Origin of the sequence: Roseovarius confluentis, from assembly GCF_002917925.1 — a bacterium.
Lineage (GTDB): Bacteria > Pseudomonadota > Alphaproteobacteria > Rhodobacterales > Rhodobacteraceae > Roseovarius > Roseovarius confluentis.
The window spans coordinates 891266-912349 of sequence record NZ_PPFE01000001.1 but is presented as its reverse complement, the minus strand read 5'-3'; the positions used below and the strand labels follow the sequence as shown (position 1 = coordinate 912349).

Annotated in this window: 22 protein-coding genes; 14 read left to right on the top strand and 8 right to left on the bottom strand. The window is 64.8% G+C overall.

The genetic code is table 11. The annotated features are described in order from the left end of the window. Nucleotides 1–121: 121 nt before the first annotated feature. Both dnaE and C2I35_RS04545 read left to right on the top strand, forming a co-directional pair. The gene (dnaE, locus tag C2I35_RS04550; protein ID WP_103761781.1) at nucleotides 122–3670 is read left to right on the top strand and encodes a DNA polymerase III subunit alpha; all 3549 of its coding nucleotides are present in this window, start codon (nucleotides 122–124) and stop codon (nucleotides 3668–3670) included. 116 nt (nucleotides 3671–3786) lie between these two features. Continuing rightward, the gene (locus tag C2I35_RS04545) at nucleotides 3787–4641 is read left to right on the top strand and encodes a hypothetical protein (RefSeq protein ID WP_103761780.1); all 855 of its coding nucleotides are present in this window, start codon (nucleotides 3787–3789) and stop codon (nucleotides 4639–4641) included. 13 nt (nucleotides 4642–4654) lie between these two features. Here C2I35_RS04545 and C2I35_RS04540 read toward each other — a convergent pair whose 3' ends face one another. After that, nucleotides 4655–4849, bottom strand: coding sequence for a SlyX family protein (locus C2I35_RS04540; RefSeq protein WP_103761779.1), 195 nt, complete (start codon nucleotides 4847–4849; stop codon nucleotides 4655–4657). A 163-nt stretch (nucleotides 4850–5012) separates the two neighbouring features. Here C2I35_RS04540 and hisS point away from each other — a divergent pair, with 163 nt between their 5' ends. The 5 genes from hisS (at nucleotide 5013) to C2I35_RS04515 (ending at nucleotide 9424) form a co-directional block, all read left to right on the top strand. Next, nucleotides 5013–6509, top strand: a complete 1497-nt coding sequence (gene hisS / locus C2I35_RS04535; protein WP_103761778.1) for a histidine--tRNA ligase — start codon at nucleotides 5013–5015, stop codon at nucleotides 6507–6509. Continuing rightward, on the top strand, nucleotides 6509–7606 hold the full coding sequence (locus tag C2I35_RS04530; RefSeq protein WP_103761777.1) for an ATP phosphoribosyltransferase regulatory subunit: 1098 nt from the start codon (nucleotides 6509–6511) through the stop codon (nucleotides 7604–7606). The genes hisS and C2I35_RS04530 overlap by 1 nt, the downstream gene beginning before the upstream one ends. After that, nucleotides 7603–8298 carry an ATP phosphoribosyltransferase gene (gene hisG / locus C2I35_RS04525; RefSeq protein ID WP_103761776.1) on the top strand — a complete coding sequence of 232 codons (696 nt, stop codon included), beginning with the start codon at nucleotides 7603–7605 and terminating at the stop codon, nucleotides 8296–8298. The genes C2I35_RS04530 and hisG overlap by 4 nt, the downstream gene beginning before the upstream one ends. A 122-nt stretch (nucleotides 8299–8420) precedes the next feature. Then, nucleotides 8421–8882 carry a thiol-disulfide oxidoreductase DCC family protein gene (locus C2I35_RS04520; protein ID WP_103761775.1) on the top strand — a complete coding sequence of 154 codons (462 nt, stop codon included), beginning with the start codon at nucleotides 8421–8423 and terminating at the stop codon, nucleotides 8880–8882. Further along, a complete protein-coding gene (locus C2I35_RS04515) occupies nucleotides 8837–9424 on the top strand; it encodes a DUF4166 domain-containing protein (RefSeq protein ID WP_170067110.1) in 588 nt (195 codons plus the stop codon). The genes C2I35_RS04520 and C2I35_RS04515 overlap by 46 nt, the downstream gene beginning before the upstream one ends. Here C2I35_RS04515 and phnX read toward each other — a convergent pair. Both phnX and C2I35_RS04505 read right to left on the bottom strand, forming a co-directional pair. Further along, nucleotides 9389–10171, bottom strand: coding sequence for a phosphonoacetaldehyde hydrolase (gene phnX, locus C2I35_RS04510; protein ID WP_103761773.1), 783 nt, complete (start codon nucleotides 10169–10171; stop codon nucleotides 9389–9391). The genes C2I35_RS04515 and phnX overlap by 36 nt on opposite strands. 66 nt (nucleotides 10172–10237) lie before the next feature. Further along, entirely contained in the window at nucleotides 10238–11251 is a 1014-nt protein-coding gene (locus tag C2I35_RS04505) for a histone deacetylase family protein (protein ID WP_103761772.1), read from the bottom strand. Nucleotides 11252–11615: 364 nt separating this feature from the next. Here C2I35_RS04505 and C2I35_RS04500 point away from each other — a divergent pair, with 364 nt between their 5' ends. From C2I35_RS04500 to C2I35_RS04470, 7 genes are all read left to right on the top strand, one after another. Next, nucleotides 11616–12161 (top strand): hypothetical protein, encoded by a 546-nt coding sequence (locus tag C2I35_RS04500; RefSeq protein ID WP_103761771.1) that lies wholly within the window; start codon nucleotides 11616–11618, stop codon nucleotides 12159–12161. Between the two features lie 201 nt (nucleotides 12162–12362). Beyond that, nucleotides 12363–12812 (top strand): hypothetical protein, encoded by a 450-nt coding sequence (locus C2I35_RS04495; RefSeq protein ID WP_103761770.1) that lies wholly within the window; start codon nucleotides 12363–12365, stop codon nucleotides 12810–12812. Beyond that, nucleotides 12812–13228: a phage holin family protein gene (locus C2I35_RS04490; protein ID WP_103761769.1), complete on the top strand. Its 417-nt coding sequence runs from the start codon at nucleotides 12812–12814 to the stop codon at nucleotides 13226–13228. Before C2I35_RS04495 ends, C2I35_RS04490 begins: the two co-directional genes overlap by 1 nt. Beyond that, a complete protein-coding gene (locus tag C2I35_RS04485; RefSeq protein ID WP_146049960.1) occupies nucleotides 13197–13967 on the top strand; it encodes a coiled-coil domain-containing protein in 771 nt (256 codons plus the stop codon). The genes C2I35_RS04490 and C2I35_RS04485 overlap by 32 nt, the downstream gene beginning before the upstream one ends. Nucleotides 13968–13982: 15 nt before the next feature. Next, nucleotides 13983–14987 carry an AI-2E family transporter gene (locus C2I35_RS04480; protein WP_103761767.1) on the top strand — a complete coding sequence of 335 codons (1005 nt, stop codon included), beginning with the start codon at nucleotides 13983–13985 and terminating at the stop codon, nucleotides 14985–14987. Between the two features lie 14 nt (nucleotides 14988–15001). After that, the gene (locus tag C2I35_RS04475) at nucleotides 15002–15976 is read left to right on the top strand and encodes an amidoligase family protein (protein ID WP_103761766.1); all 975 of its coding nucleotides are present in this window, start codon (nucleotides 15002–15004) and stop codon (nucleotides 15974–15976) included. Further along, nucleotides 15973–16683, top strand: coding sequence for a gamma-glutamyl-gamma-aminobutyrate hydrolase family protein (locus C2I35_RS04470; protein WP_103761765.1), 711 nt, complete (start codon nucleotides 15973–15975; stop codon nucleotides 16681–16683). Before C2I35_RS04475 ends, C2I35_RS04470 begins: the two co-directional genes overlap by 4 nt. Nucleotides 16684–16728: 45 nt before the next feature. Here C2I35_RS04470 and C2I35_RS04465 read toward each other — a convergent pair whose 3' ends face one another. The 5 genes from C2I35_RS04465 to C2I35_RS22075 all read right to left on the bottom strand — a co-directional run bounded on the left by C2I35_RS04465 (nucleotide 16729) and on the right by C2I35_RS22075 (nucleotide 20964). After that, complete coding sequence (locus tag C2I35_RS04465) at nucleotides 16729–16926, bottom strand: CsbD family protein (RefSeq protein ID WP_103761764.1); 198 nt, start codon at nucleotides 16924–16926, stop codon at nucleotides 16729–16731. Nucleotides 16927–17044: 118 nt separating this feature from the next. Next, the gene (locus C2I35_RS04460) at nucleotides 17045–18538 is read right to left on the bottom strand and encodes a phospholipase D family protein (protein ID WP_342749714.1); all 1494 of its coding nucleotides are present in this window, start codon (nucleotides 18536–18538) and stop codon (nucleotides 17045–17047) included. Beyond that, nucleotides 18538–20277 (bottom strand): sensor histidine kinase, encoded by a 1740-nt coding sequence (locus C2I35_RS04455; RefSeq protein WP_146049959.1) that lies wholly within the window; start codon nucleotides 20275–20277, stop codon nucleotides 18538–18540. The genes C2I35_RS04460 and C2I35_RS04455 overlap by 1 nt, the downstream gene beginning before the upstream one ends. After that, a complete protein-coding gene (locus C2I35_RS04450) occupies nucleotides 20270–20818 on the bottom strand; it encodes an RNA polymerase sigma factor (protein WP_103761762.1) in 549 nt (182 codons plus the stop codon). Before C2I35_RS04450 ends, C2I35_RS04455 begins: the two co-directional genes overlap by 8 nt. Beyond that, nucleotides 20815–20964 carry a NepR family anti-sigma factor gene (locus C2I35_RS22075; RefSeq protein WP_245890388.1) on the bottom strand — a complete coding sequence of 50 codons (150 nt, stop codon included), beginning with the start codon at nucleotides 20962–20964 and terminating at the stop codon, nucleotides 20815–20817. Before C2I35_RS22075 ends, C2I35_RS04450 begins: the two co-directional genes overlap by 4 nt. Between the last annotated feature and the right edge of the window lie 120 nt (nucleotides 20965–21084).

Genomic DNA, 21084 nt, shown 5'->3' with positions numbered 1-21084 from the left:
CAAGGCGGGCGGGAACGGCAATGGGGGGCGTGGGATACGCGGCGTCGGGCCGGTCCGGGTGATGCGGATTTGGGCAGATGTCGGGCTTGGCGAAGGGAGCGGTGCTGGATAGTGTGTCGGTATGAGCAGTTCCCCCCGATTCATCCATCTTCGCGTCCATACCGAGTATTCCCTGCTGGAAGGGGCCGTGCGGCTGAAAAAGCTGACCGACCTTTGCACCAGGCACCAGATGCCGGCGGTGGCCGTGACCGACACCAACAACATGTTCGCCGCGCTGGAATTTTCCGTCACGGCGCAGGGGGCGGGGGTGCAGCCGATCATGGGCTGCCAGATGGACCTGCAATACATGACGCCCGAGCCGGGGAAGCGGCCCGTGCCGCCCGCGCCGGTGGTTCTGCTGGCGCAGAACGAGGAAGGCTACGAGAACCTGATGAAGCTCAATTCCGCGCTGTACCTGCGCGGGGACGGGCAGCTGGCGCATCTGACGGTCGAGGACCTCGAGGCGCATGGCGCGTCGGTGATCTGCCTTACCGGGGGGCCGGAGGGGGCCGTGGGCAAACTCTTGCAGCTGGGACAGCGCCCGGCGGCGGAGGCGTTGATGCAGAAGCTGGCGGGGATCTTCGGCGACCGCCTGTATGTCGAGTTGCAGCGGCATCGCGGCGAGGCGGGCGTGCCGGAGGCCGAGGCCAAGACCGAGCGCGGCTTTGTCGAGATGGCCTATGCCATGGATCTGCCGCTGGTGGCGACGAATGACGTCTATTTTCCCGAGGCCAAGATGTACGAGGCGCATGACGCGATGATCTGCGTCGCGGAAGGCGCCTATGTGGACCAGTCCGAGCCGCGGCGGCGGCTGACGGCAGAGCATTATTTCAAGTCGCCGGCGGAGATGGCGACGCTGTTCGCAGACCTGCCCGAGGCGCTGGAGAACACGGTGGAGATCGCGCAGCGCTGTGCCTTTGGTGCGTATCGGCGCGACCCGATCCTGCCGCGCTTTGCCGATGACGAGGTGGACGAGTTGCGGCGGCAGGCCAAGGAAGGCCTTAATGAGCGATTGGCGGTCATTCCCCACGCGGCGTCGGTCGAGGAGTACGAAAAGCGGCTGGAGTTCGAGCTGGGGATCATCGAGGGAATGGGCTTCCCGGGTTACTTCCTGATCGTGGCCGACTTCATCAAGTGGGCCAAGGACCATGACATCCCGGTGGGGCCGGGGCGCGGGTCGGGCGCGGGCAGCCTGGTAGCTTATGCGCTGACGATCACGGACCTTGATCCGCTGCGGTACAGCCTGCTGTTCGAGCGGTTTTTGAACCCGGAACGTGTGTCGATGCCCGACTTCGACATCGACTTTTGCATGGATCGCCGGGAAGAGGTGATCCAGTACGTGCAGGGCAAGTATGGGCGCGACAAGGTGGGGCAGATCATCACCTTCGGTGCGCTTTTATCCAAGGCCGCGGTGCGCGATATCGGGCGGGTGTTGCAGATGCCCTATGGGCAGGTGGACCGCCTGTCGAAGATGATCCCGGTGGAGGGGGTAAAGCCCGTTTCCATCGAAAAGGCATTGGCGCAGGAGGATCGCCTGCGCGAGGAGGCCCGCAACGAGGAGGTCGTGGACCGCCTGCTGAAATACGGGATGCAGGTGGAGGGACTGTTGCGTAACGCCTCGACCCACGCGGCGGGCGTGGTGATCGGGGATCGCTCCTTGGATGAGCTGGTGCCGCTTTACCAAGACCCGCGGTCGGACATGCCGGCGACGCAGTTCAACATGAAATGGGTCGAGCAGGCGGGGCTGGTGAAGTTCGACTTTCTGGGGCTGAAGACTCTGACCGTCATTCAGAACGCGATCGAGCAGATCCATGCCGGGGGGCGGGATTTGCATACGGCGGCGGATGGCAGCCGTATCTACGAGCCGAACGAAGGGGCCGAGAACGATATCGGGCAGATCCCGCTCGATGACGAGAAGACCTATGCGCTTTATGCCAAGGCGAAGACGGTTGCGGTGTTCCAGGTGGAAAGCTCGGGCATGATGGATGCGCTGAAGCGGATGAAGCCCACCTGCATCGAGGATATCGTGGCGCTTGTGGCGCTCTATCGGCCCGGGCCGATGGAGAACATCCCGAAATATTGCGAGGTGAAGAACGGGCTGAGCGAGCGGGATTACCTGCACAAGTCAGTGGATCATATCCTGGACGAGACGCAGGGCATTATTGTTTACCAGGAACAGGTGATGCAGATCGCGCAGGAGATGGCCGGGTATTCGCTTGGCGGTGCGGACCTGTTGCGCCGGGCTATGGGCAAGAAGATCCAGGAGGCGATGGATGCCGAGCGGCCCAAGTTCATCGCGGGCGCCAAGGATAACGGCGTCGATGATGCCAAGGCGCTGGAGGTGTGGAACCTTCTGGACAAGTTCGCCAACTATGGCTTCAACAAGTCGCACGCGGCGGCCTATGCGGTGGTCAGTTACCAGACCGCATGGCTGAAGACCAATCACCCGGTGGAGTTCATGGCCGGCGTCATGAACTGCGATATCCACCTGACGGACAAGCTGGCGATCTATTTCGAGGAAGTGAAGAAGGGGCTGGAATTGCCCTGGGCGCCGCCTTGCGTGAACCGCTCGGACGCGACCTTCCAGGTGAAGGACGGCGTGCTGCATTATGGCTTGGGCGCGTTGAAGAACGTGGGCGTCGAGGCGATGCGGCTGATCGTGGCGGCGCGGCACGAGGGGGGCGAGGAGGCCCCGGATCAGGTCCGGGGCGGGGGCGGCGAAAAGCCGTTCGTGACGCTCTATGATTTCGCGCGGCGGGTGGACCTGAAGGCGGTGGGCAAACGGCCCTTGGAGATGCTGGCGCGGTCGGGGGCGTTCGACGCGTTGGACCGCAACCGGCGGCGCGTGTTCGACAGCCTGGAGTCGCTGATGCGCTATTCGGCGGCGATCCATGAACAGAAGGGCTCGGCCCAGGTGTCTCTGTTTGGCGAGGCGGGCGAGGACCTGCCGGAGCCGCGGCTGAGCCCGGTCGAGGACTGGCTGCCTGCGGAGCGGCTGACCGAGGAATATGCCGCGGTGGGCTTCTACCTGTCGGGGCATCCGCTGGACGACTACATGGCCGCGCTGAAGCGCAAGGACGTCAAGACGTTGGACGAGGTCAACGAGCTGGCGGCACGGTCGGGCGCCGTGGTGGCGAAGATGGCCGGCGTCGTCGCCGGACGGCAGGAGCGGAAATCGGCGCGCGGCAACCGCTTTGCCTTCGTGCAGTTGAGCGATGTCACGGGCGGCTACGAGGTGACGATGTTCTCGGACACGCTGGAGGTGGCGCGCGAGCATCTGGAAACCGGCAACCAGGTGGTGATCGTGGTCGAGGCGACGATGGAGAGCGATCAGCTGAAGCTGCTGGCGCGGTCGGTGCAGCCCGCCGATGCGGTGGTCGCGGATGCGGGCGCCAGCGGGCTGAAAATCTTCGTCGACAGTGAAACCGCCATCGGGTCGGTGGCGCAGGTGTTGACCAATGCGCCGACGACCGCGGCACGGGGCGGGCGCGGCCCGATCCGGTTCTGCCTGATGAACGAGGCATTGCCCGGCGAGGTGGAGATCGACGCGGGCCGCGAGTTTCCGGTGACGCCCCAGATCAAGGGCGCGATCAAGAGCCTTGAGGGCGTGGTCATGGTCGAGGACCTTTGAAACCTCGCGAGTGATTCGGATCGGCAACACTCCACCGGTGCGGCGTCGGGCCAGTGGACCGTATCGCGGTTCTGGGCTAAATCGTTGACCAGAAGCGATGGGACCCCGGGAGGACCATGCGGAAAATTGTATTGATTTGCGCGCTGGCCCTGGCGGGCTGTGGCGCGCCAGAGGCCGAGATCGGCCGGTTGTCCGAGCAGGATCTGCCGGAGGGGGCCGAAACCATGGGCGCGATGCCCGGGCCAGAGGCGCGGGAAGAGGCCGAGAGCGGCGGATTCCTGGCGCGGCTGCTGGGCGGGGGCAAGCCGAAGGGCGGCACGTCCGAGCCAGAACAAAGCGCGGAGCCCGGTGCCACCGAGGAGACGGCGCGCCAGACACCGCCCGAAACCTTTGGGGCGTCGCGTGAAGTGGAGCCGAAGCCGCAAAAGCGGGGGCTGTTCGGCCTGTTCGGTGGCGGCGGCAACGCGCCCGCCGATGGCGCCACGAGTGAAGTCGCGCCTGGTACGGTGCTGCCCTATGGCAAGGTCGCCCGGATCTGCGGGCTGAGCGACCGGCAGATGGGGAGCCGGGTTGAGGTATACCCTGAGCGGCGCGGGGCCTACGCGCTTTATGACAGTGCCCCGCAAAGCACCGGCCTGCGGACATTCTACCTTACCGGATTCGACGACGGCTGCGCGCGGCAGTTCTCGGCGGCGGTGGCGGTTCTGGCAGGGGCGGAATCGCACGAGCAATTGCGGTACGGCCTGCCTGCAGAGGTGCACCCCTACAGCACGACCGACAAGGCGTATGAGCAGCTCAAATCGCGGGTCTGCAAGGTGGGGCGCGGCAAGCCCTGCGGCAACCGGATCAACCGGCTGGACCGTGACACGGTGTTTGTCAGCATTTACGAGCGGTTCGGCAGCAACGCGCAGTGGCACACGCTGTTGGTGCATGGCGGCGACGTGCTGGCGCAGGACCGCAAGGGCGGCTGAGTTTCCGTGGTTCCTACCAGTGAGGCGGGCGGCTGTCGCCGACGACATCCTGGCCGCCCTGCGCCGTCTCGCGCTCGGCCTCGCGCTCCAACAGGAGTTGAACGCGGCGATTGAGGAGGGCGATCACCGTCTCCTGCCGGGCGACGGTGTCGGACAGGTCGTCCACGGCACGGGTCAGGTGGGCGATTTTTTCTTCAAGCTCTTGCATTTCTGGCCTATCGACTGCGTTCCGGTACAGGATTGAACCTAATCCCGCCCCGTTCAAGGGGAAAACACGTGATGGCACCTCAGCCTGCGCCTTGCCGTGCTTGCCCCGCACCCCGCCTTCGGCTAGACCGCGCCGCAAAGCCCTTAGCCAAGGAATTAGGGACATGGCGAAGACCAAGAAGGCCCCGCGCCCCAAGGCGGAAACGCCCAAGGGGTTCCGCGATTATTTCGGTGTGGAAGTCACCGAGCGCGCCGACATGTTGCGCAAGATTGCAGGGGTCTATCATCGCTATGGGTTCGACGCGCTGGAGACGAGCGCGGTGGAGACAGTCGAGGCGCTGGGCAAGTTCCTGCCCGACGTCGACCGGCCCAACGAGGGCGTCTTTGCCTGGCAGGAGTTCGACGAGGACGACAAGGGCGACTGGATGGCGCTGCGCTATGACCTGACGGCGCCGCTGGCGCGGGTCTATGCGCAGTATCGCAACGACCTGCCGACGCCCTATCGGCGTTATGCGATGGGACCGGTGTGGCGGAACGAAAAGCCGGGGCCGGGGCGCTATCGGCAGTTCTATCAGTGCGACGCGGATACGGTGGGCACGGCCAGCATGGCCGCCGATGCCGAGATCTGCGCGATGCTGGCAGACACGCTGGAAGAGGTGGGGATTCCGCGCGGCGACTACCTGATCCGGGTGAACAACCGGAAGGTTCTGAACGGCGTGCTGGAGGTCATGGGCCTTGACGAAGGCGAGCAGCGTGACGCGGTTCTGCGCACCATCGACAAGTTCGACAAGGTGGGCGAGGAAGGCGTGCGCGCACTGCTGACCGAAGGGCGGCTGGATGCGTCGGGCGCTTATATCGACGGTGTGGGGCTGTCCCATGCGCAGGCCAAGCCGGTGCTGGCCTTCCTGACCTCGGAAGCCGAGGACGCGGCTGAGACGCTGGCAAACCTGCGTGATGCGGTGGGCGAAAGCGCGATGGGCGCGGAGGGCGTGCAGGAACTTGAGGCGATTGCCAATCTACTGGCGGCGCAGGGCTATGGCCCGGACCGGATCGTGATCGACCCGAGCGTGGTGCGGGGTCTGGGGTATTATACCGGCCCCGTCTACGAGGCGGAACTGACCTTCGAGATCTTTGACGACAAGGGCCGCAAGCGGCAGTTCGGCTCGGTTGCGGGCGGGGGGCGGTATGACGACCTCGTGAAGCGGTTCACCGGGCAGGCGGTGCCGGCGACGGGGGTCTCCATCGGGGTCGATCGCCTGCTGGCGGCGTTGCGTGAGAAGGGGCGGATCGGGGGTACGGTCGAGGGGCCGGTGGTCGTGACCGTCATGGACCGGGACCGGATGGCGGAGTACCAGGCGATGGTGTCGGAACTGCGGAGCGCGGGCATCCGTGCCGAGGTGTACCTCGGGAATCCCAAGAACTTTGGCAACCAGATGAAATACGCGGACCGGCGGGGCAGTCCCGTCGCGGTCATTGCGGGCAGCGACGAGTTCGACGCGGGCAAGGTGCAGATCAAGGACCTGGTTCTTGGAGCGCAGATTGCCGAGAACGCCACGCTGGAGGAATGGAAGGAACGCCCGAGCCAGTTCGAGGTGCCGCGCGACCAGCTGGTGGCGAAGGTGCGCGAGATGCTGGACGGCCAGGAAAGCGGACAGGGCTGATGGGACCGACCCCGGACAACCGCGCGGCGGTCAAGGCCGAGGCGGCGCGGCTGCGCGACATGTTCGAGGCGGCGGGCGCGGTGCCGGTGGAAACCTCGGTGCTGCAACCGGCGGACACGTTGCTGGATTTGTATGGCGAGGATATCCGGGCGCGGGCCTACGTGACCTCGGACGCGCTGCGGGGAGAGCAGATGCTGCGGCCCGACTTTACCGTGCCGGTGGTGCAGATGCACATGGCGCACGGGGCGGAGCCGGCCTGTTACACCTATGCCGGTGAGGTGTTCAGGCGGCAGGAAGACGACTCGGGTCGGCCCAATGAATACCTGCAAGTGGGGTTCGAGATGTTCGACCGGCGCGCGCCCGCGGAAGCGGATGCGCGGGTCTTCGCGGTGATCCACGAGGCGGTGAAGCACCTGCCGTTGCAGGCCATCATCGGCGATATCGGCATCCTGATGGCTGCCGTCGAAGGGCTGGACACGACCGAACGGCGCAAGGTGGCGCTGCGCCGGCATATCTGGCGGCCGCGGCGGTTTCGCGCGTTGATCGAGCGGTTCTCGGGCCGGGCGCCGGTGCCGGAGAGCCGGGCGGCGCTGTTGGCGGCGACGGACCCTATGGCCTGTGACGCGCCGATGATCGGGCTGCGCGGGCCGGACGAGATTGCGGCGCGGATCAGGGCGCTGCGCGAGGATGCGGACTCTCCGCCGCTTACGGCGCGGGACGTGGAATTGCTGGATGCGGTGCTGGCGGTGCGCGAGACCGCCGACAACGCGCTGGAGCATCTGCGCGACATCGCGGTGGACATGCCGGCGATCTCGGGCGCGGTGGAGTTACTGGCCCGCCGGCTGGAGGCGCTGGAGCGCGCGGGCGTGGCGCCCCAGACGCTTGAGTTCGAGGCCAGCTATGGCCGGACGCAGATGGAATATTACGATGGATTCGTGTTCGGCTTTTCGGTGCCGAAGCGCCCGGACCTGCCCCCTGTTGCCACGGGCGGGCGCTATGACGCGCTGACCCGGCGGCTGGGCGGCGGCCACGAGATCCCGGCAGTGGGCGGCGTGATCCGGCCCGACCAGGTGCTGGCGCTGGAGGGCGGGGCATGAGCGTGAAGATCGGTGTGCCCTCGAAGGGCCGGTTGATGGACAAGACGTTCGGCTGGTTCGCGGACCGGGGCGTGGAGCTGGGCCGGAGCGGCGCGGAACGCGAATACGCGGGCTTCGTGCGCGGCGTCGAGAATGCCGAGCTGGTGTTGCTGTCGGCGGGAGAGATCCCGCGCGAGCTGGCTGCCGGGCGGATCCACCTCGGAGTGACAGGACAGGACCTGATACGCGAGAAGCTTGGCGGCTGGGAGCAGGTGGTCGAAGAGGTCGAGGTGCTGGGCTTTGGGGCCGCGGACCTGGTGCTGGCGGTGCCACAGGTCTGGGTGGACGTGGGCACGCTGGATGATCTGGATGCGGCGGCGGCGGCGTTTCGGGAGCGGCATGGGTTCCGGTTGCGGATCGCCACGAAGTATCACCGGCTCGTGCGGGAGTTCCTGCGCGACAATGGCGTGGCGGATTATCAGCTGGTCGACAGCCAGGGCGCGACCGAGGGCACGGTGAAGAACGAGACGGCGGAGGCGATTGCCGATATCACCTCGTCCGGGGACACGCTGCGGGCCAACCACCTGAAGACGCTGGAGGACGGGATGATCCTGCGCAGCCAGGCGACACTGTTCCGGTCGCGCCGGGTGGCGCATGACCCGGACGATCACGCGGCACTGAAGGCGCTGCTGGATACGCTGGGCGTGGACTGAGGGCGTCTTTTGAGTATTTTTGGAACAGTGAAAACCTGCCGGTGCCATGATCCGGCGGCGATGCGGGACGTGGGCGGTTTGGAGTTGAGTATTTCTGGCAAGAAAAAGCCCGGGGTGCGGTGATGCAGCCCGACGCGCGGCGGCCGTATTCGTTTCGGGATGATCCGGCGGTGCCGGCGTTCGATGACGGGCGGATCGTCGTGGTGATGGATGCCGAATGCGCGTTGTGTTCCCGCGCGGCGCGGCGGATCGCAAAGCTGGACAAGCACGACCGGGTACGGATCGCGCCGATGCAGGGCGCGTTGGGGCGGACGCTGCTGGTGCATTACGGGCTTGATGCGGATGATCCGGCGTCCTGGCTGATGATCGAGGATGGGCGGGCCTGGGGATCGTTGGAGGGGATGGCGATGCTGTTCCCGCGCCTGCATTGGGCCTATGCGCCCGCGCGGCTGGTGTGGGTCTTGCCGGTCGGGCTGCGTGACTGGATCTATGCGCGGATCGCGCGGAACAGATATGCGGTTTTCGGGCAGGGGGACTTGTGTGCCTTGCCGGACCCGAAGGTGCAACGGCGGCTTTTGCGGTGACGGTCTATGCGCGGCTGCTGGGCGAGACCGGGATGGCGGCGCTGGCACCGGAGTGCCGGGCGCTGCATGCAGGCGACGGGGTGTTTCACGGGCGGATCACGGTGGAGGTGACGCGCAATCCGGTGCTGCGGGCGGCGCTGCGGTTGGCGGGGTTTCCGCCGGCGGTGGAGGACGCCGAATTGAGGTTCGAGAAACGCGGGCGCGGTGCTCGGGATGTCTGGACGCGCAGCATGGCCGGGCAGGTCATGCAGACGGCGCAGTGGGCCACGCCCGATGGCAAGCTGGCCGAGCGGATGGGCGCGATGGTGGCGATGTGCCGGCTGGTGCCGGCGCAAGGCGGCCTGGACCTGGTGGACTGGCGGTTCCGGTGCCTGGGCCTGCCGGCGCCGGGATGGGCGGCGCCGAAGGTCAGCGCCTCGGAGCGGCCCGACACGGGGCGCTACCGGTTCGAGATTTCCATCGGGCTGCCCTGGGGGAGCGCGCCGGTGCTGTGCTATCACGGGTGGCTAGATGTGGCCCAGGCGGCGGACGAGGGCGGGTAGGTCGGCGACGGTGTCGATGACATGATCGGCGCCGGCGTCTTTCAGGATTGCGGTGGCGTGGGCGCGCAGCGGCTCGATCTCGGCTTCGGTGAGGGCGGCCAGTTCCTCGGGCGTCTTGCCCACCGCGTTGCCGGAAAGCGCGACGCCCACGGTCACGCAGCCCGCCGCCACGCCCTCCTTGATGCCGGGGGCGGTGTCGTCGACCTTGAGGATCGTTTCGGGCGGGTAGGCGACGAGGTCGATCATGCATTGATACATGCCAAGCGGGCCGGGGCGGCCTTCGGGCAGGTCGTCCGAGCATACCAGGGTGTCGGGGGTGTAGCCCTGCGCCGCCGCGACGGGCAGGACGTGGTTCATGATCGAGCGGGTGTAGCCGGTGGTGGAGCCGATCTTGAGGCCCATTTCGCGCAACTGGGCGATGGCTTCGGCGCAGCCCGGCACCAGTGTGGCGTACTCCGCCGCCACTTTCTCGTTCATGGGAACAAAGACCTTGTAGACCTCATCGACATCCGCGTCGCTCGGCGCCCGGCCATACCTGTCCTGCCATTGCCGGGCGAGGTCGGGCATGTCGAGCATGGTGCGGATGTGGTCCCACTTGGGCGCGCCCATCGGGTCGCGGGCCTGTGCGATCGTGGCGGTGATGCCGAATCGGGCGAAGGCCTCGACGAAGACGCCCATGGGGGCGAAGGAACCGAAATCGACGGTGGTGCCGGCCCAGTCGAACACGGCGGCGGTGAAGCGGGTCATTGGGGTCTTTCCTGCTGGTGGTTCAGCCGTGTCTAGCGGTGGAGCTTGATGGTTTTGTGACAGATCTCAGAGCCCCGAGAGGAAGGCCGAGAGGGCCGTGCCCAGATGGTCGGAGACATAGCCGCCCTCCTGCACCAGAACGAGCGGCAGGCCGGTGGCGGCAAGCGTGCGGGCGATGCGGGTGAAGCCGGGGGTGGTGAGGGCGAGGCCCTTGAAGGGGTCGGCTTGGTGCGCGTCGAGGCCGAGGGCCACGACCAGCGCGGTTGTGCCGAAATCCGTGATGCGCGCGAGGGCGGTGTCGAGCGCTGGGGCATAGCCGTCGTCGTCGGTCAGGCGGGGCAGGGGGAGGTTGAGGTTGGCGCCGAGGCCGGGGCCGGCGCCGCGTTCCTGCGCGTGGCCCCAGAAGAACGGGTAGAAATCGGACGGGTCGGCGTGGATCGAGACGGTGAGCACGTCGGCGCGGTCGTAGAAGATGCCCTGGGTGCCGTTGCCGTGATGCACGTCGATGTCGAGGATGGCGGGGCGGTGGCCCGCAGCCAACAGGCGCTGGGCGGCAACGGCGGAGTTGTTGAGGAAACAGAAGCCGCCGGCCTGATCGGCATAGGCGTGGTGCCCGGGCGGCCGGCAGAGCGCGTAGGCGTGGGGTGCGCCGGAAGCCACCGCGTCAGCGGCGGCGATGGCGGATTGGGCCGAGGCGTAGGCCGCGTCCCAGGTGTGCGGGCCGATGGGGCAGGCGGTGTCGGCCTGGTGATAGCCCGCCTGACCGACAGGGGAGGTGGGGTAGCTGTCGGCGCGCGTGCGGGGGTGGATATTCGGAATGACCTCGGGCGCGGCGCCGTCGAGGGCGGACCAGCGGGCATGGATCGTGCGGAGAAAGCCGATGTACTCTGAACTGTGCACCGCGGCGATGGGGGCGAGCCCTGCATCGGGTGGGGCGGCGAAGGTGCAGCCCGCGGCCTGGGCGGCGTCCTTGAGAATGGCGATGCGTTCCGGTGCTTCCGGCGAAGGTTTCAGGACGCCCTGATGCAAGAAGGTCTGGGGGGCGTGGGCGGACTGGGCCGGGGCGAGGAAGGCGTGCATGATCGGGGCCGCTTTAGCTGTTGTACGCGATGCACGGTAGCGCGGAGCGTCGGGGAATGACACCGGAAGGCTGGGCAAAAAAATGCACAGTTGCGCGTCGTGCGGGCGGCTGCGCAAAGAGCGAAGAGGTTCACGATATTGTTTTCGACTGTGTGAACGGCGCTTGGGGCTCCGGATCACCGCGCATGAAATTATGATTTATATCAAGTTTTTACGGTGAATTTGTGTCAAGTCCCCGCGACGTCTCCGCCATGGGCCGCGCGGTAAAAAAAACCGATGCAAGAATTTTTTCGGAACCCGGAAGGGGGCAAGCAGTTCTTATCCCAGATCGCAGCACGGTGCTGCACAAGCGAAGGAGATTACAATGTTTAACCGTACGATTGCACTCGCAGCCGCATTCTCGACCGCAGGCGCCCTTGCCGCCTACGCTGAATCCACCGTCGGCGAAGACGTGACGAACAAGGGTCAGGTCCTGGAAAACGCCGCTGAAGTTGAAGATGGCAACACCGAAGTTGAAGCGAAGACCTATTCCGAAGATGGCGACGACATTGTCGTGATCGGTACGCAGACCTCGGGTTCTGCAGATGAAGGCGTGGACGACGAAGTCGCACAGGACGAAACCGGTTCGGAGAATACCGAGGGCGAGAACATCCTGCTGATCGCGGAGCCGGGCACGATGATCTACACCGTGACGGGCGAGCCTGTCGGGACCGTGTCCTACACCGAGGACCGCGGCGAAATGGGTGGCCTGGTCTTCGTCGACCTTGACGCCGAAGGTGGCTACCAAGTGCCGACTGTTGGCATTCAGGTGAAGTCGCTGCAGACGACCAACGAAGGCAAGGCGCTCGAGTATGCGTTCTCGGTCGACTATCTGCGTGACCGCATCGCCGACGCGATCAACCGCGGCTAACGCCAGTTGTAAAGTGACGAGTATGAACCGGGGTGTTTCGGCGCCCCGGTTTTTCGTGTCCACGGAGTTGTTCGGCGGCGGCTTGGACGCGGGCACCGGGGCGTCAAAGATATTGCAGACGCAGCGGAACCTCCGAAGCCCGCAGACGTTGACAGAGCGATACAGATCGCAACACGTCACAAATGCGTGAGGAGACCGAAAATGAACGCCAAGACGAAAGCCAAGGAAATGGTCGAAGACGGTAAGGAAGCCGTCACGAAAGAGGCCGAGGCCCGCGCGGCAGAGATGCGCGACGACGTGGCCGATCACGGCGATACGATTTCAAGCGCGACCAAGAAAGCCGCTGGTGAGTTCGAGGATTATGATGCCGTGAACTCGTTCCTGACCCAGGCGGGTGAGGCCGTCGAGGACGCGACCAACCGCCTGCGCGAGCGGTCGTTGCCGGACATGGTCGAGGATGTGTCGGCGTTTGCACGGCGCAACCCTCTGTTGTTTTTGGGCGGCGCGGCGCTGGCCGGGTTTGCCGCGGCGCGTTTCCTGAGCGCCAGCGCGCCCTCGGATGCGGATGACGGTCCCGAGTTGATCACGGCGGACGATGACGTCTGGTCGGGTTATCTGCCCGAAAGCCCGCACACGGGGACACACGACTGATGAAGGACGCGCCCAAACCACCATTCGGCGTGGTCGTGGCCCGCATCCTGCGCGAAGCGCGGGGACTGCTGGCCGCCCATGCCGACCTGGCGCGCCGGGAGCTGAGCCAGAACCTGCGGTCGGCCAAGGCCGGACTGATCCTGATTGCCGCCGCTTTACTTTTTGCGCTGGTCAGCGTTCACGCCCTTGCGGTGGTGGCCGTGCTGGCACTGGCGGATATGGGGCTTGGATTTGGCACGTCTGCGGCGATCGTGTTCGGGGTGTTCGTCACGCTGACGGTCATACTGGGCGTGATCGGAATGCGGTGCCTGTCGGCGCGGGCAATGATGCCCCGACGCACGATCGAAAGCCTGAAATCAGATATTGCACTATTCGAGGAGAGTCATGATGACCGCGAAGTCTATGGAAAAGCTTGAGAAAGACGCAGAACAGCATCGTGCCGGACTGGCCGATGCGATCGGGGATTTTGCCGAGAGCGTGAACCCCGGACGCCTTGGACGGCAGGCCATCGACGATGCCGCCGAATTTGGCCGGACCGCCACCCACAGCATCACGCAATCGGCCAAGGACCATCCCGTTGGCCTGGCGCTTGTGGGGATCGGCGTGGCAATGCTCGTGGCCGGTGGTACTGCGCATCAGAAGGGTGCGTTTTCCAACGTCGGTCGGAGCTCGAACGGGTTGAGCCAAGACGAGCGTATTGCCCGTGCAGCCGAACGCAATGCCAAGCGCACGCAGATCGCCGCTGGCCGCGTGTCCGCTTCGGCGTCGCGGATGCGCAGGAAGCTCCATAGCGGCCTGGAGCGGCTAGGGCCGGAAGCCCGGGATCGCGTGATCTCGCTGCGGTTGAAGGCCGTCGATGCTCAGGAAGCTGCGGAGCGGTATGCTCGCGGCGCGGCAAAGTCGGCCGTTGATACGCACAACTCGCAACCCCTGGTGACCGGGCTGGTCGCGGCAGGAATCGGTGGATTGCTGGGGGCATTGCTGCCCAGCACGCGCCGCGAAGCCGAGTTGATGGGGGCCCGCCGGGATGCCTTTCTGCGTGCAGCCGAAGAGCGTCTTTCGGCGGAAATCTCGGAACTGGAAACCAAGGGCAAGTCCGCGGTCAACGAAGCGGTCCGCGCCGGCACCGAACAGTTCAATTCCAAAGCTGGCTGAAGGTAAATACGCAAGGTGGTATCGGATCACGCCCCGTCGAAGCTGGTAAGGGCCTGCCTTATCACCCTCACATTCATCGCAGTCGTCGCCGCGGCAAAAGAGGCGCAAAACCTCTTTGCCCCGGCGACGTTCGCGCTTGTTCTGGGCGTGGTGATGTCGCCCGTCGCAAGCCGGTTGGAAAGCCTCGGTGTGCCGCGAACCGTCAGCGCGGCTTCCGCGCTGATAGTCGGTGCTGTCGTCATCTTTCTGCTGATTGTTGCGCTGGGACCGTTGCTGTCGGCGCTGATCGATCAGGTGCCGCGCATCCAGCAGCAGTTTCGCGGCTGGATGAACGAACTGACATTCATGTTGCGCAGTATCGGCGGCATCAATTTCGACGTTGAGCGCACCATTTCAGAGGGTGGCGAGAATGCGGTCGAAGAGGCGATTCCGTCTGTCGCGGAAGCGCTGTGGCTGGCGCCAAACCTGTTCGGGCAATTGCTGATTTTCGCGGGGACATTGTTCTTTTTCCTTATGACCCGCGACGACATCTACAGCGCAATCCCACAGTACCGCGTGGCGCTTAAACAGGCCGATCGCGCGGTGTCGCATTATTTTGTGACCATCACGCTGATCAACCTCGGTCTTGGCGCGTCGCTGTTCGGTGTGCTGATCCTCATCGGCCTGCCGAACCCGATGCTGTGGGGCGCGGCGGCATTTCTGGCCAACTTCGTTCTCTACCTCGGCCCGCTGGCGATCGTGTTCTCGTTGTTGCTGGCAGGGCTTTTGACGTTCAACTCGGCCTATGCGCTGGTCGCGCCGGCATCCTTCCTGATGCTGAACGCGCTCGAGGCGCAGTTCGTGACGCCCGCGCTGGTCGGCAAACAGCTGAAGGTCAATCCGTTGGTCGTTTTTCTCTCCATCGTATTCGGGCTGTGGCTTTGGGGACCACTTGGGGGTATCGTCGCCCTGCCGGTGGTCGTGTGGGTCTATGCCCTTGTCTCGGCTCAATCGAAGCGCGGGACGGCGTCCGAACACTAGATGGAACAGGTTGCATGACATGGCAGGGTGCTGACGCATATCATTTTGCGCCTTTACCGATAGAGACCAATGCGAGAGGCGACAAACGCCGCATTGGCATCGAGGTGGAATTCTCGGGCTTGTGCGAGCGCAGGGTGGCGTCGATCTTGCAGGAGAACCTGGGCGGCGAGATGGACGACGCCGACCCTCACCTTTTGTTCGTGCGGGGCAGTGCGCTTGGCGATCTGGAGATCGAACTGGACACGGCCCTTGGCAAGAAAAAGAGCGACGGGCTGGCCGGGTCGCAGGTCAAGGACCTGCTGCGCGGGCTGGTGCCGGTCGAGATCGTGACGCCACCGCTGACGCCAGACGAGATCGCGCGATTCGATGCGATGATCCCGGTTCTGCGCGAGGCCGGGGCGAGCGGGTCGCGCAACGGGGTGTTCCTGGGGTTCGGCGTGCATCTGAATGTCGAGGTGGTCGCGCCCGCCGATCCGCATACGTTGCGCACGGTGCGGGCCTTTGGCCTGCTGGACCCGGTCCTGCGCGCCGAGAACGGCATCGACGTGACGCGCCGCGTGCTGCCTTTCGTCAATGCCTGGCCGCGGGCGCTGGTCGACGAACTGGCCGAGGAAAAGCCGGATAGCCTGGAGTTGCTGCTTGACCTGATGGACCCGCACGTGCGGACGCGTAATCATGCGCTGGACCTTCTGCCGCTGATGAAGCACGCGTTGCCGCGGCTGTTCGAGGCCAGCTATCCCGACGAACACTCCACCAAGGCGCGGCCCGCGTTTCACTTTCGCCTGCCCGACAGCCGGATCAACGAGGAGAGCTGGTCGTTGCAGGAACCGTGGGAGATGTGGCGGCTGGTCGAAGAGGTGGCCGCGTCCGAGCAGCTGGAGGCGCTGGAAGACGCGTGGCAGGACCATGCGCACTCGGGCGGTGTGCTGCGCCGGGAAAGCGCGTGGGTGCGGATCGCAAGTGATATCCTGGGCCGTGACACGAAATGAGCCGGCCGCTGATCGCCGTGACCACCTCGCAGCGGTCGGGGTGGCGGATTTTTCCCCTGGTGTGGTTCAACCTGTGGCTGGCCGGCGCGCGTGCCGTGCGCTGGGGCGTTGGACGACCCGCTGACCTGGGCGCGGTGGACGGGCTGATCATCGGGGGCGGCGATGACGTGGGGCCGGAACTGTATGGTGGCGTGCTGGGCGTGTCGGCCACGCTGGATCGCGCACGGGACGATCTGGAACGGGCATTGGCCACCAAGGCGCTGGAGCTGGGCGTGCCGGTTCTGGGGATCTGCCGGGGGGCGCAGATGATGAACGTGGCCTTTGGCGGGACGCTGGATCAGAACGCGTGGCAGACGTTCGGCAAGGCCGAGAAGATCAAGACCATCCTGCCCAAGCGCGACGTGGAGGTATTGCCGAAAACGCATCTTGCGCGGATCTGCGGACCCGAGCTGATGCGGGTGAACGCGCTGCACACTCAGGCGGTGAGGGCGGTGGGCGCCGGGCTTCGGGTGGCGGCGCGGGACACGCACGGGATGATCCAAGCCATCGAGCGCCAAGCCGATCCGTTTGCCGTCGGGGTGCAGTGGCATCCCGAGCACCTGTTCTATGTGCGGCGCCAGCGGCTTTTGTTCAGGGCGCTGGTCGCGGCGGCGGGGGCCTATCGCGACGCACGGGCTCAAGTGGAGGCGGTGCTGGAGAACGCATGAAAAAGGGCGCCTCTGGGGCGCCCTTTCGCGTCGGATCAGACCGGTTCAAAAGCCGGCGAGAATATTGTCGACGTCGCGGCGGACTTCGTCCTTGTCCTTGCCGACCTTGGCTTGCAGCTTGCCGATCATCTGTTCGCGCTCGCCGCGCGTTTCCTCGATCTCGTCGTCGCTGAGGTCGCCGTAGATCTCGCGCAGCTTGCCTTTGATCTGGGTCCAGTTGCCTTCGATGCGATCTTGGTCCATCTCTCTTTCTCCTATCATATCAGTATTTTAGGCCGTCCCGATAGTGGGGCGACCGGTCGTTTCATCTCTACTGGATAAACGCGGACGGACCGCCGGGAGTTCCGGCGCGCGTGGCGGATCAGACGATGTTTTCCGTCACGCCGGGCAGGTTGAGCCAAGTATCGCGCAACTGGGCGCTGTCATGCCGAACGAGAAAGCCGTGGCGATTCTCGGGGTTCATGACGCTGTTCTCGGCGATCTTCCTGGACCACCAGGGGAACATGGTGTCATGCGCGCGCGCCTCTGCGGGCAAGTCCTCGAACCACCAGTGCGACATCAGCCGGTCGCGCAGGGTCTGGATGCGGCCCGGGTCGGTGATGCGCACGGCGGCCTCGGTATCCCAGTAGAGCGATCGGCCGTTGAGGTTGGCAGATCCGACCATGGCGAAACTGTCGTCCTGCACGAGGATCTTGTTGTGGACGTGAATCAGCGGTGAGCCCGACAGGGTCTGGATCGTGTCGCGGGCTGCAAAGCGGGGCTGGACCGGTGTGGCGACGATGATGCGGTCGCCGAAGCTGTCGCGCACCATCTCGATCGCGTTGTGCTGGAGCGACATGCCATAGCGGGCGTCGATGCCGATTTCGCTGGAATAGGCGACCTCGTCGGGCAGGCCGGGCAGGATGAGAATTGCGTGCAGGTCGGGCCGCCGGCGGCCTTCCTTGGCCAGACGCTTGGCGAGACCGCGGGCACGGAAATATTGCGTCTCGATATAGACCATGTCCTTGGCCCGCTTGAAGGCGCGGATGTGATCCTCTTCGATCTCGTGCAGGAGCGTCTTGGGCGAGACATAGGGCAACTGGGTCGGGCGCTGAGCAGAGAGCGTGCGGCGGATGTATTTCATCGGCGCGGGCTTGCGGCAGGCCTCGATGCTGGTGAGGAAGGTCTTGACGTGATGCGCCGCCTCCTTCGGCTCGGGGCCGCCGCGAATGAGAAGCTGCACGTCGGACCAGGTATGCGCGGCGATGCGGTCATGCTGGGGCGTATCATAGCGCCGCTCGTTGAGGTCGAGCCCTCCCACATAAAGCACCTCGTCGTCGATCACCGCGATCTTCTGGTGGTGCGAGGTGGTGTGCAGCTCTGGCAGAGAGCCGTCGTCGAGGCGCACGGCCTCGCGCAGTTTCTGGTCGTCGTTGAGCGCCATCAGCCGCTTGGAGCGACGCTGAAGCACGGCGGGCAGGAAGGCCAGCCAGGGCAGACGGCCGGCCTTGGCCGGGTGCAGATCGGCGCGGATGCGCAGGTTGTGAATGGGGCAGTCGGAGATTTCCGCCAACGCCGCCGCCTGCCGCACCGTGCGCCATGTCAGGCGGTGCAGTTCGGTGGCGAAGACCGGGTCGAAATCACTGACCGTGAGGTCGATGCGTACGCCGCGGCACAAAAGGTGTTCCAGAAGGTCGAACCACGTTTCTCCGATCTTGCGCGCCTCTTCGCTGCGCAACTGGGTCGACAGGTCGAAAATGCGGAACGAGGCCACGACGTGAGACTTGGCGGCAAGCACGGCCCGTTCGAATACCGGCCATGCTTCCTGCGCGGTTATCATCACCTGGAAGTCTGGATCGTCCTGAGCATGTGTCACTATGGGGCCTCGAAATCCTTTCTTTCGAACACAACGTACAGACCGTAATGCGTGTCGTCCTCGGTCACCTCCTGCTCGCCTTCGAGCTGGCTGACGAAGGCCTGCATGAGCTTGGTGCCCAGACCGCTGACGGTTTCGACATCGGGGATCGGTTGTGGCCTGAGAGGGCCTTTGGTGTTGGTGACGCCAAGCCTGTAACGGCCGTCGTCCTGCTCCTTCAACGTCACCATGACCGACGGGGTTTCATCCTTTTCCGCACCGGCGTATTTCAGTGCGTTTGTCAGTGCCTCGGCCAGAAGCATCGACAGCGGCACGGCCTGGTCGGGGTAAAGCGGCAGGGTATCGATGTCGCGCTCGATCGTGATGCCGGGGACGGTCATCATGGTGGATATGTCGGTGACCACCGCCTCGAGCAACTCGTTGGCCTCGATCGTCAGAAGGTCGGGGGTGGTGTAGAGGGTGCGGTGCAGCATAGCGAGGCCGTTCACGCGCCGCTGCAGGCTGGCGAGCATGAACTTGGCCTCGGGCGTCTTGGCGCTGCGCAGCTGCATGTTCATGATCGAGGCGATCATTTGCAGGTTGTTCTTGACGCGGTGGTGCACCTCTTTCAGCAACACCTCCTTGTCCTTGAGATCCTTGTCCTGGCGCGCCTCGGATTCGGCGATGATGATGGCCATGCGGTTGAAGGCGCGTTCGGCCTCGGCAAATTCCTCTGGCGGGTTTTTCAGGCGCAGGGGGAAGCCATCGCGCTGACCGAGAGCGAAGCGGCGCATGGCCGAGCGCAGGTCGCGGACATGGCGGATCACGACGCGGCGCAGTTCGTACCAGGCGAAGGCAAGGCCGGCGGCCCAGATCGCGAAGGGAAAGAGCAGGTTGAGCACGTAGTAGGACAAGGCCCCGCCGCCCCACGCGGAGGCGCGGGCTGGCCAGCTTGCGATGACGCTGACCTGATCCTGAAAGATGCTGGCCACGGCATAGATGCGTTCTTCGCCCGCGCCGCTGACGCCGTTGAACGTGGTGCCGACCTGACGGTTGAGATCTTTGGGTTCGATCAGCCGTGGCAGGATATCCTCGGCGTTTTCGCGTCCACCGCTGGCCGATACCACCTGGCCGTCGCTGGTGAAGGTGACAAAGCGCAGTTCGTGATCGAAGCGGCGGGAGGAGAGCGGCTGGTAGGTCAGGCGCAGCGGCACCGAGAGCGAGACGATGCCGGCAAGGCTGCGGTCGATATAGACCGGGTGATTGACGACCAGCGCGGGTTGCTGCGTGACCGAGCCGGTGGCCGCGACATAGACGCTGGGGCCGTCCGCGTTGAGCGCGCGCTGAAGACGCTCGAGCGTGCGGAAATCCCGCACCTCGTCGCCCTCGGAACTGCACTCCATGATGCCCGACATCTTGGTGTACCCGGCAAAGGCGATGTGCGTGTTGCTTTCCGCGAATTCGCGCATGACCTCGCGGCAGGCGGGGGCGTCGTCGAGAATGGACAGTGCGGCAAGCCCTTCGGCGGATCCCAGCGTCTGCTGGATCAGCTCGCGTTCGTCCCGAGCGGCGGAGGTTGTCTCGAAGAAGAGCGCGTTCCGGCGCAGGTTCTCGGTTTCGTCCAGCACCTGGTCGGTTTGGTAGACCGCTATGATTCCCAAGGGGAAAAGCGCAAGCGCCAACAACGCAAAAAGACGGAACGACAGCCTGTTGACCATCGTTCCGTATGCGTCGAGCAGGGCTTTGGACTTCTTAGGCAACGCTTTTGTTCGCCGATACGATACCTGCGGTGACCGCGTCCGTCGTTTCCAGGACCTGATCCTCGTCCAGATGCATCAACTCGACCAGCCGCGCCCGGGCACGATTGACGCGGCTTTTGATCGTACCGACAGCGACGCCGCAGGTTTCGGCCGCTTCCTCGTAGGAAAAGCCGCCCGCACCGACCAATACAAGTGCCTCGCGCTGTTCGTCGGGCAGCTTTTCAAAGGCGGTATGGAAGTCGCGCATTTGCAGGCGTCCGTCATGATCGGGCTTTTTGGCCAAGGACGCGGCAAGTTCGCCGTCCGTGTCCGAGACCTCGCGACGCGCCTTGCGGTGGTGCGAATAATAGGTGTTGCGAAGGATGGTGAACAACCAGGCGCGCATGTTGGTGCCCGGCTCGAATTTGTCGATGTTCGTCCACGCCTTGACGAGCGCATCCTGCACCATGTCATCTGCAAGCGCAGAGTTGCGCGTAAGACTCATGGCGAAAGCCCGCATCGGGCCAAGGTGTTCCACCAGTTCGTCACGGGGGTCGCTCATGAATTGTTATCCGATTCCTGATCAGAGCCCTTGGGCGCGCCCTCGGTCTTGAGTTGCTCCAACAGATCGGTAAAACGTGACGGCAGAGGCTCACTGGCCACATCGTCGAACGCACGTTTCAGATTCTCGTCAATGGTCGTATCCACACTTGAAGTCCGTTTTGCTCGGGTCATTATTGTCTCTAAGTTTGACATCTGTGCACTGTGTCTGGAACCTAACGCCATCAAACACGTTAGGTTCCAAGATAGTAGAAAAAAACTGGAAGC

Excerpts from the sequence above, each read along its gene's own strand:
- C2I35_RS04530 (WP_103761777.1), top strand. The coding sequence starts at position 6,509 with ATGGGACCGACCCCGGACAACCGCGCGGCGGTCAAGGCCGAGGCGGCG.
- C2I35_RS04505 (WP_103761772.1), bottom strand. The coding sequence starts at position 11,251 with ATGCACGCCTTCCTCGCCCCGGCCCAGTCCGCCCACGCCCCCCAGACC.
- C2I35_RS04540 (WP_103761779.1), bottom strand. The coding sequence starts at position 4,849 with ATGCAAGAGCTTGAAGAAAAAATCGCCCACCTGACCCGTGCCGTGGAC.
- hisG (WP_103761776.1), top strand. The coding sequence starts at position 7,603 with ATGAGCGTGAAGATCGGTGTGCCCTCGAAGGGCCGGTTGATGGACAAG.
- C2I35_RS04500 (WP_103761771.1), top strand. The coding sequence starts at position 11,616 with ATGTTTAACCGTACGATTGCACTCGCAGCCGCATTCTCGACCGCAGGC.
- hisS (WP_103761778.1), top strand. The coding sequence starts at position 5,013 with ATGGCGAAGACCAAGAAGGCCCCGCGCCCCAAGGCGGAAACGCCCAAG.
- C2I35_RS04470 (WP_103761765.1), top strand. The coding sequence starts at position 15,973 with ATGAGCCGGCCGCTGATCGCCGTGACCACCTCGCAGCGGTCGGGGTGG.
- C2I35_RS04475 (WP_103761766.1), top strand. The coding sequence starts at position 15,002 with ATGACATGGCAGGGTGCTGACGCATATCATTTTGCGCCTTTACCGATA.
- C2I35_RS04465 (WP_103761764.1), bottom strand. The coding sequence starts at position 16,926 with ATGGACCAAGATCGCATCGAAGGCAACTGGACCCAGATCAAAGGCAAG.
- C2I35_RS04520 (WP_103761775.1), top strand. The coding sequence starts at position 8,421 with ATGCAGCCCGACGCGCGGCGGCCGTATTCGTTTCGGGATGATCCGGCG.
- C2I35_RS04545 (WP_103761780.1), top strand. The coding sequence starts at position 3,787 with ATGCGGAAAATTGTATTGATTTGCGCGCTGGCCCTGGCGGGCTGTGGC.
- phnX (WP_103761773.1), bottom strand. The coding sequence starts at position 10,171 with ATGACCCGCTTCACCGCCGCCGTGTTCGACTGGGCCGGCACCACCGTC.
- C2I35_RS04485 (WP_146049960.1), top strand. The coding sequence starts at position 13,197 with ATGATGACCGCGAAGTCTATGGAAAAGCTTGAGAAAGACGCAGAACAG.
- C2I35_RS04450 (WP_103761762.1), bottom strand. The coding sequence starts at position 20,818 with ATGAGCGACCCCCGTGACGAACTGGTGGAACACCTTGGCCCGATGCGG.
- dnaE (WP_103761781.1), top strand. The coding sequence starts at position 122 with ATGAGCAGTTCCCCCCGATTCATCCATCTTCGCGTCCATACCGAGTAT.
- C2I35_RS04495 (WP_103761770.1), top strand. The coding sequence starts at position 12,363 with ATGAACGCCAAGACGAAAGCCAAGGAAATGGTCGAAGACGGTAAGGAA.
- C2I35_RS04490 (WP_103761769.1), top strand. The coding sequence starts at position 12,812 with ATGAAGGACGCGCCCAAACCACCATTCGGCGTGGTCGTGGCCCGCATC.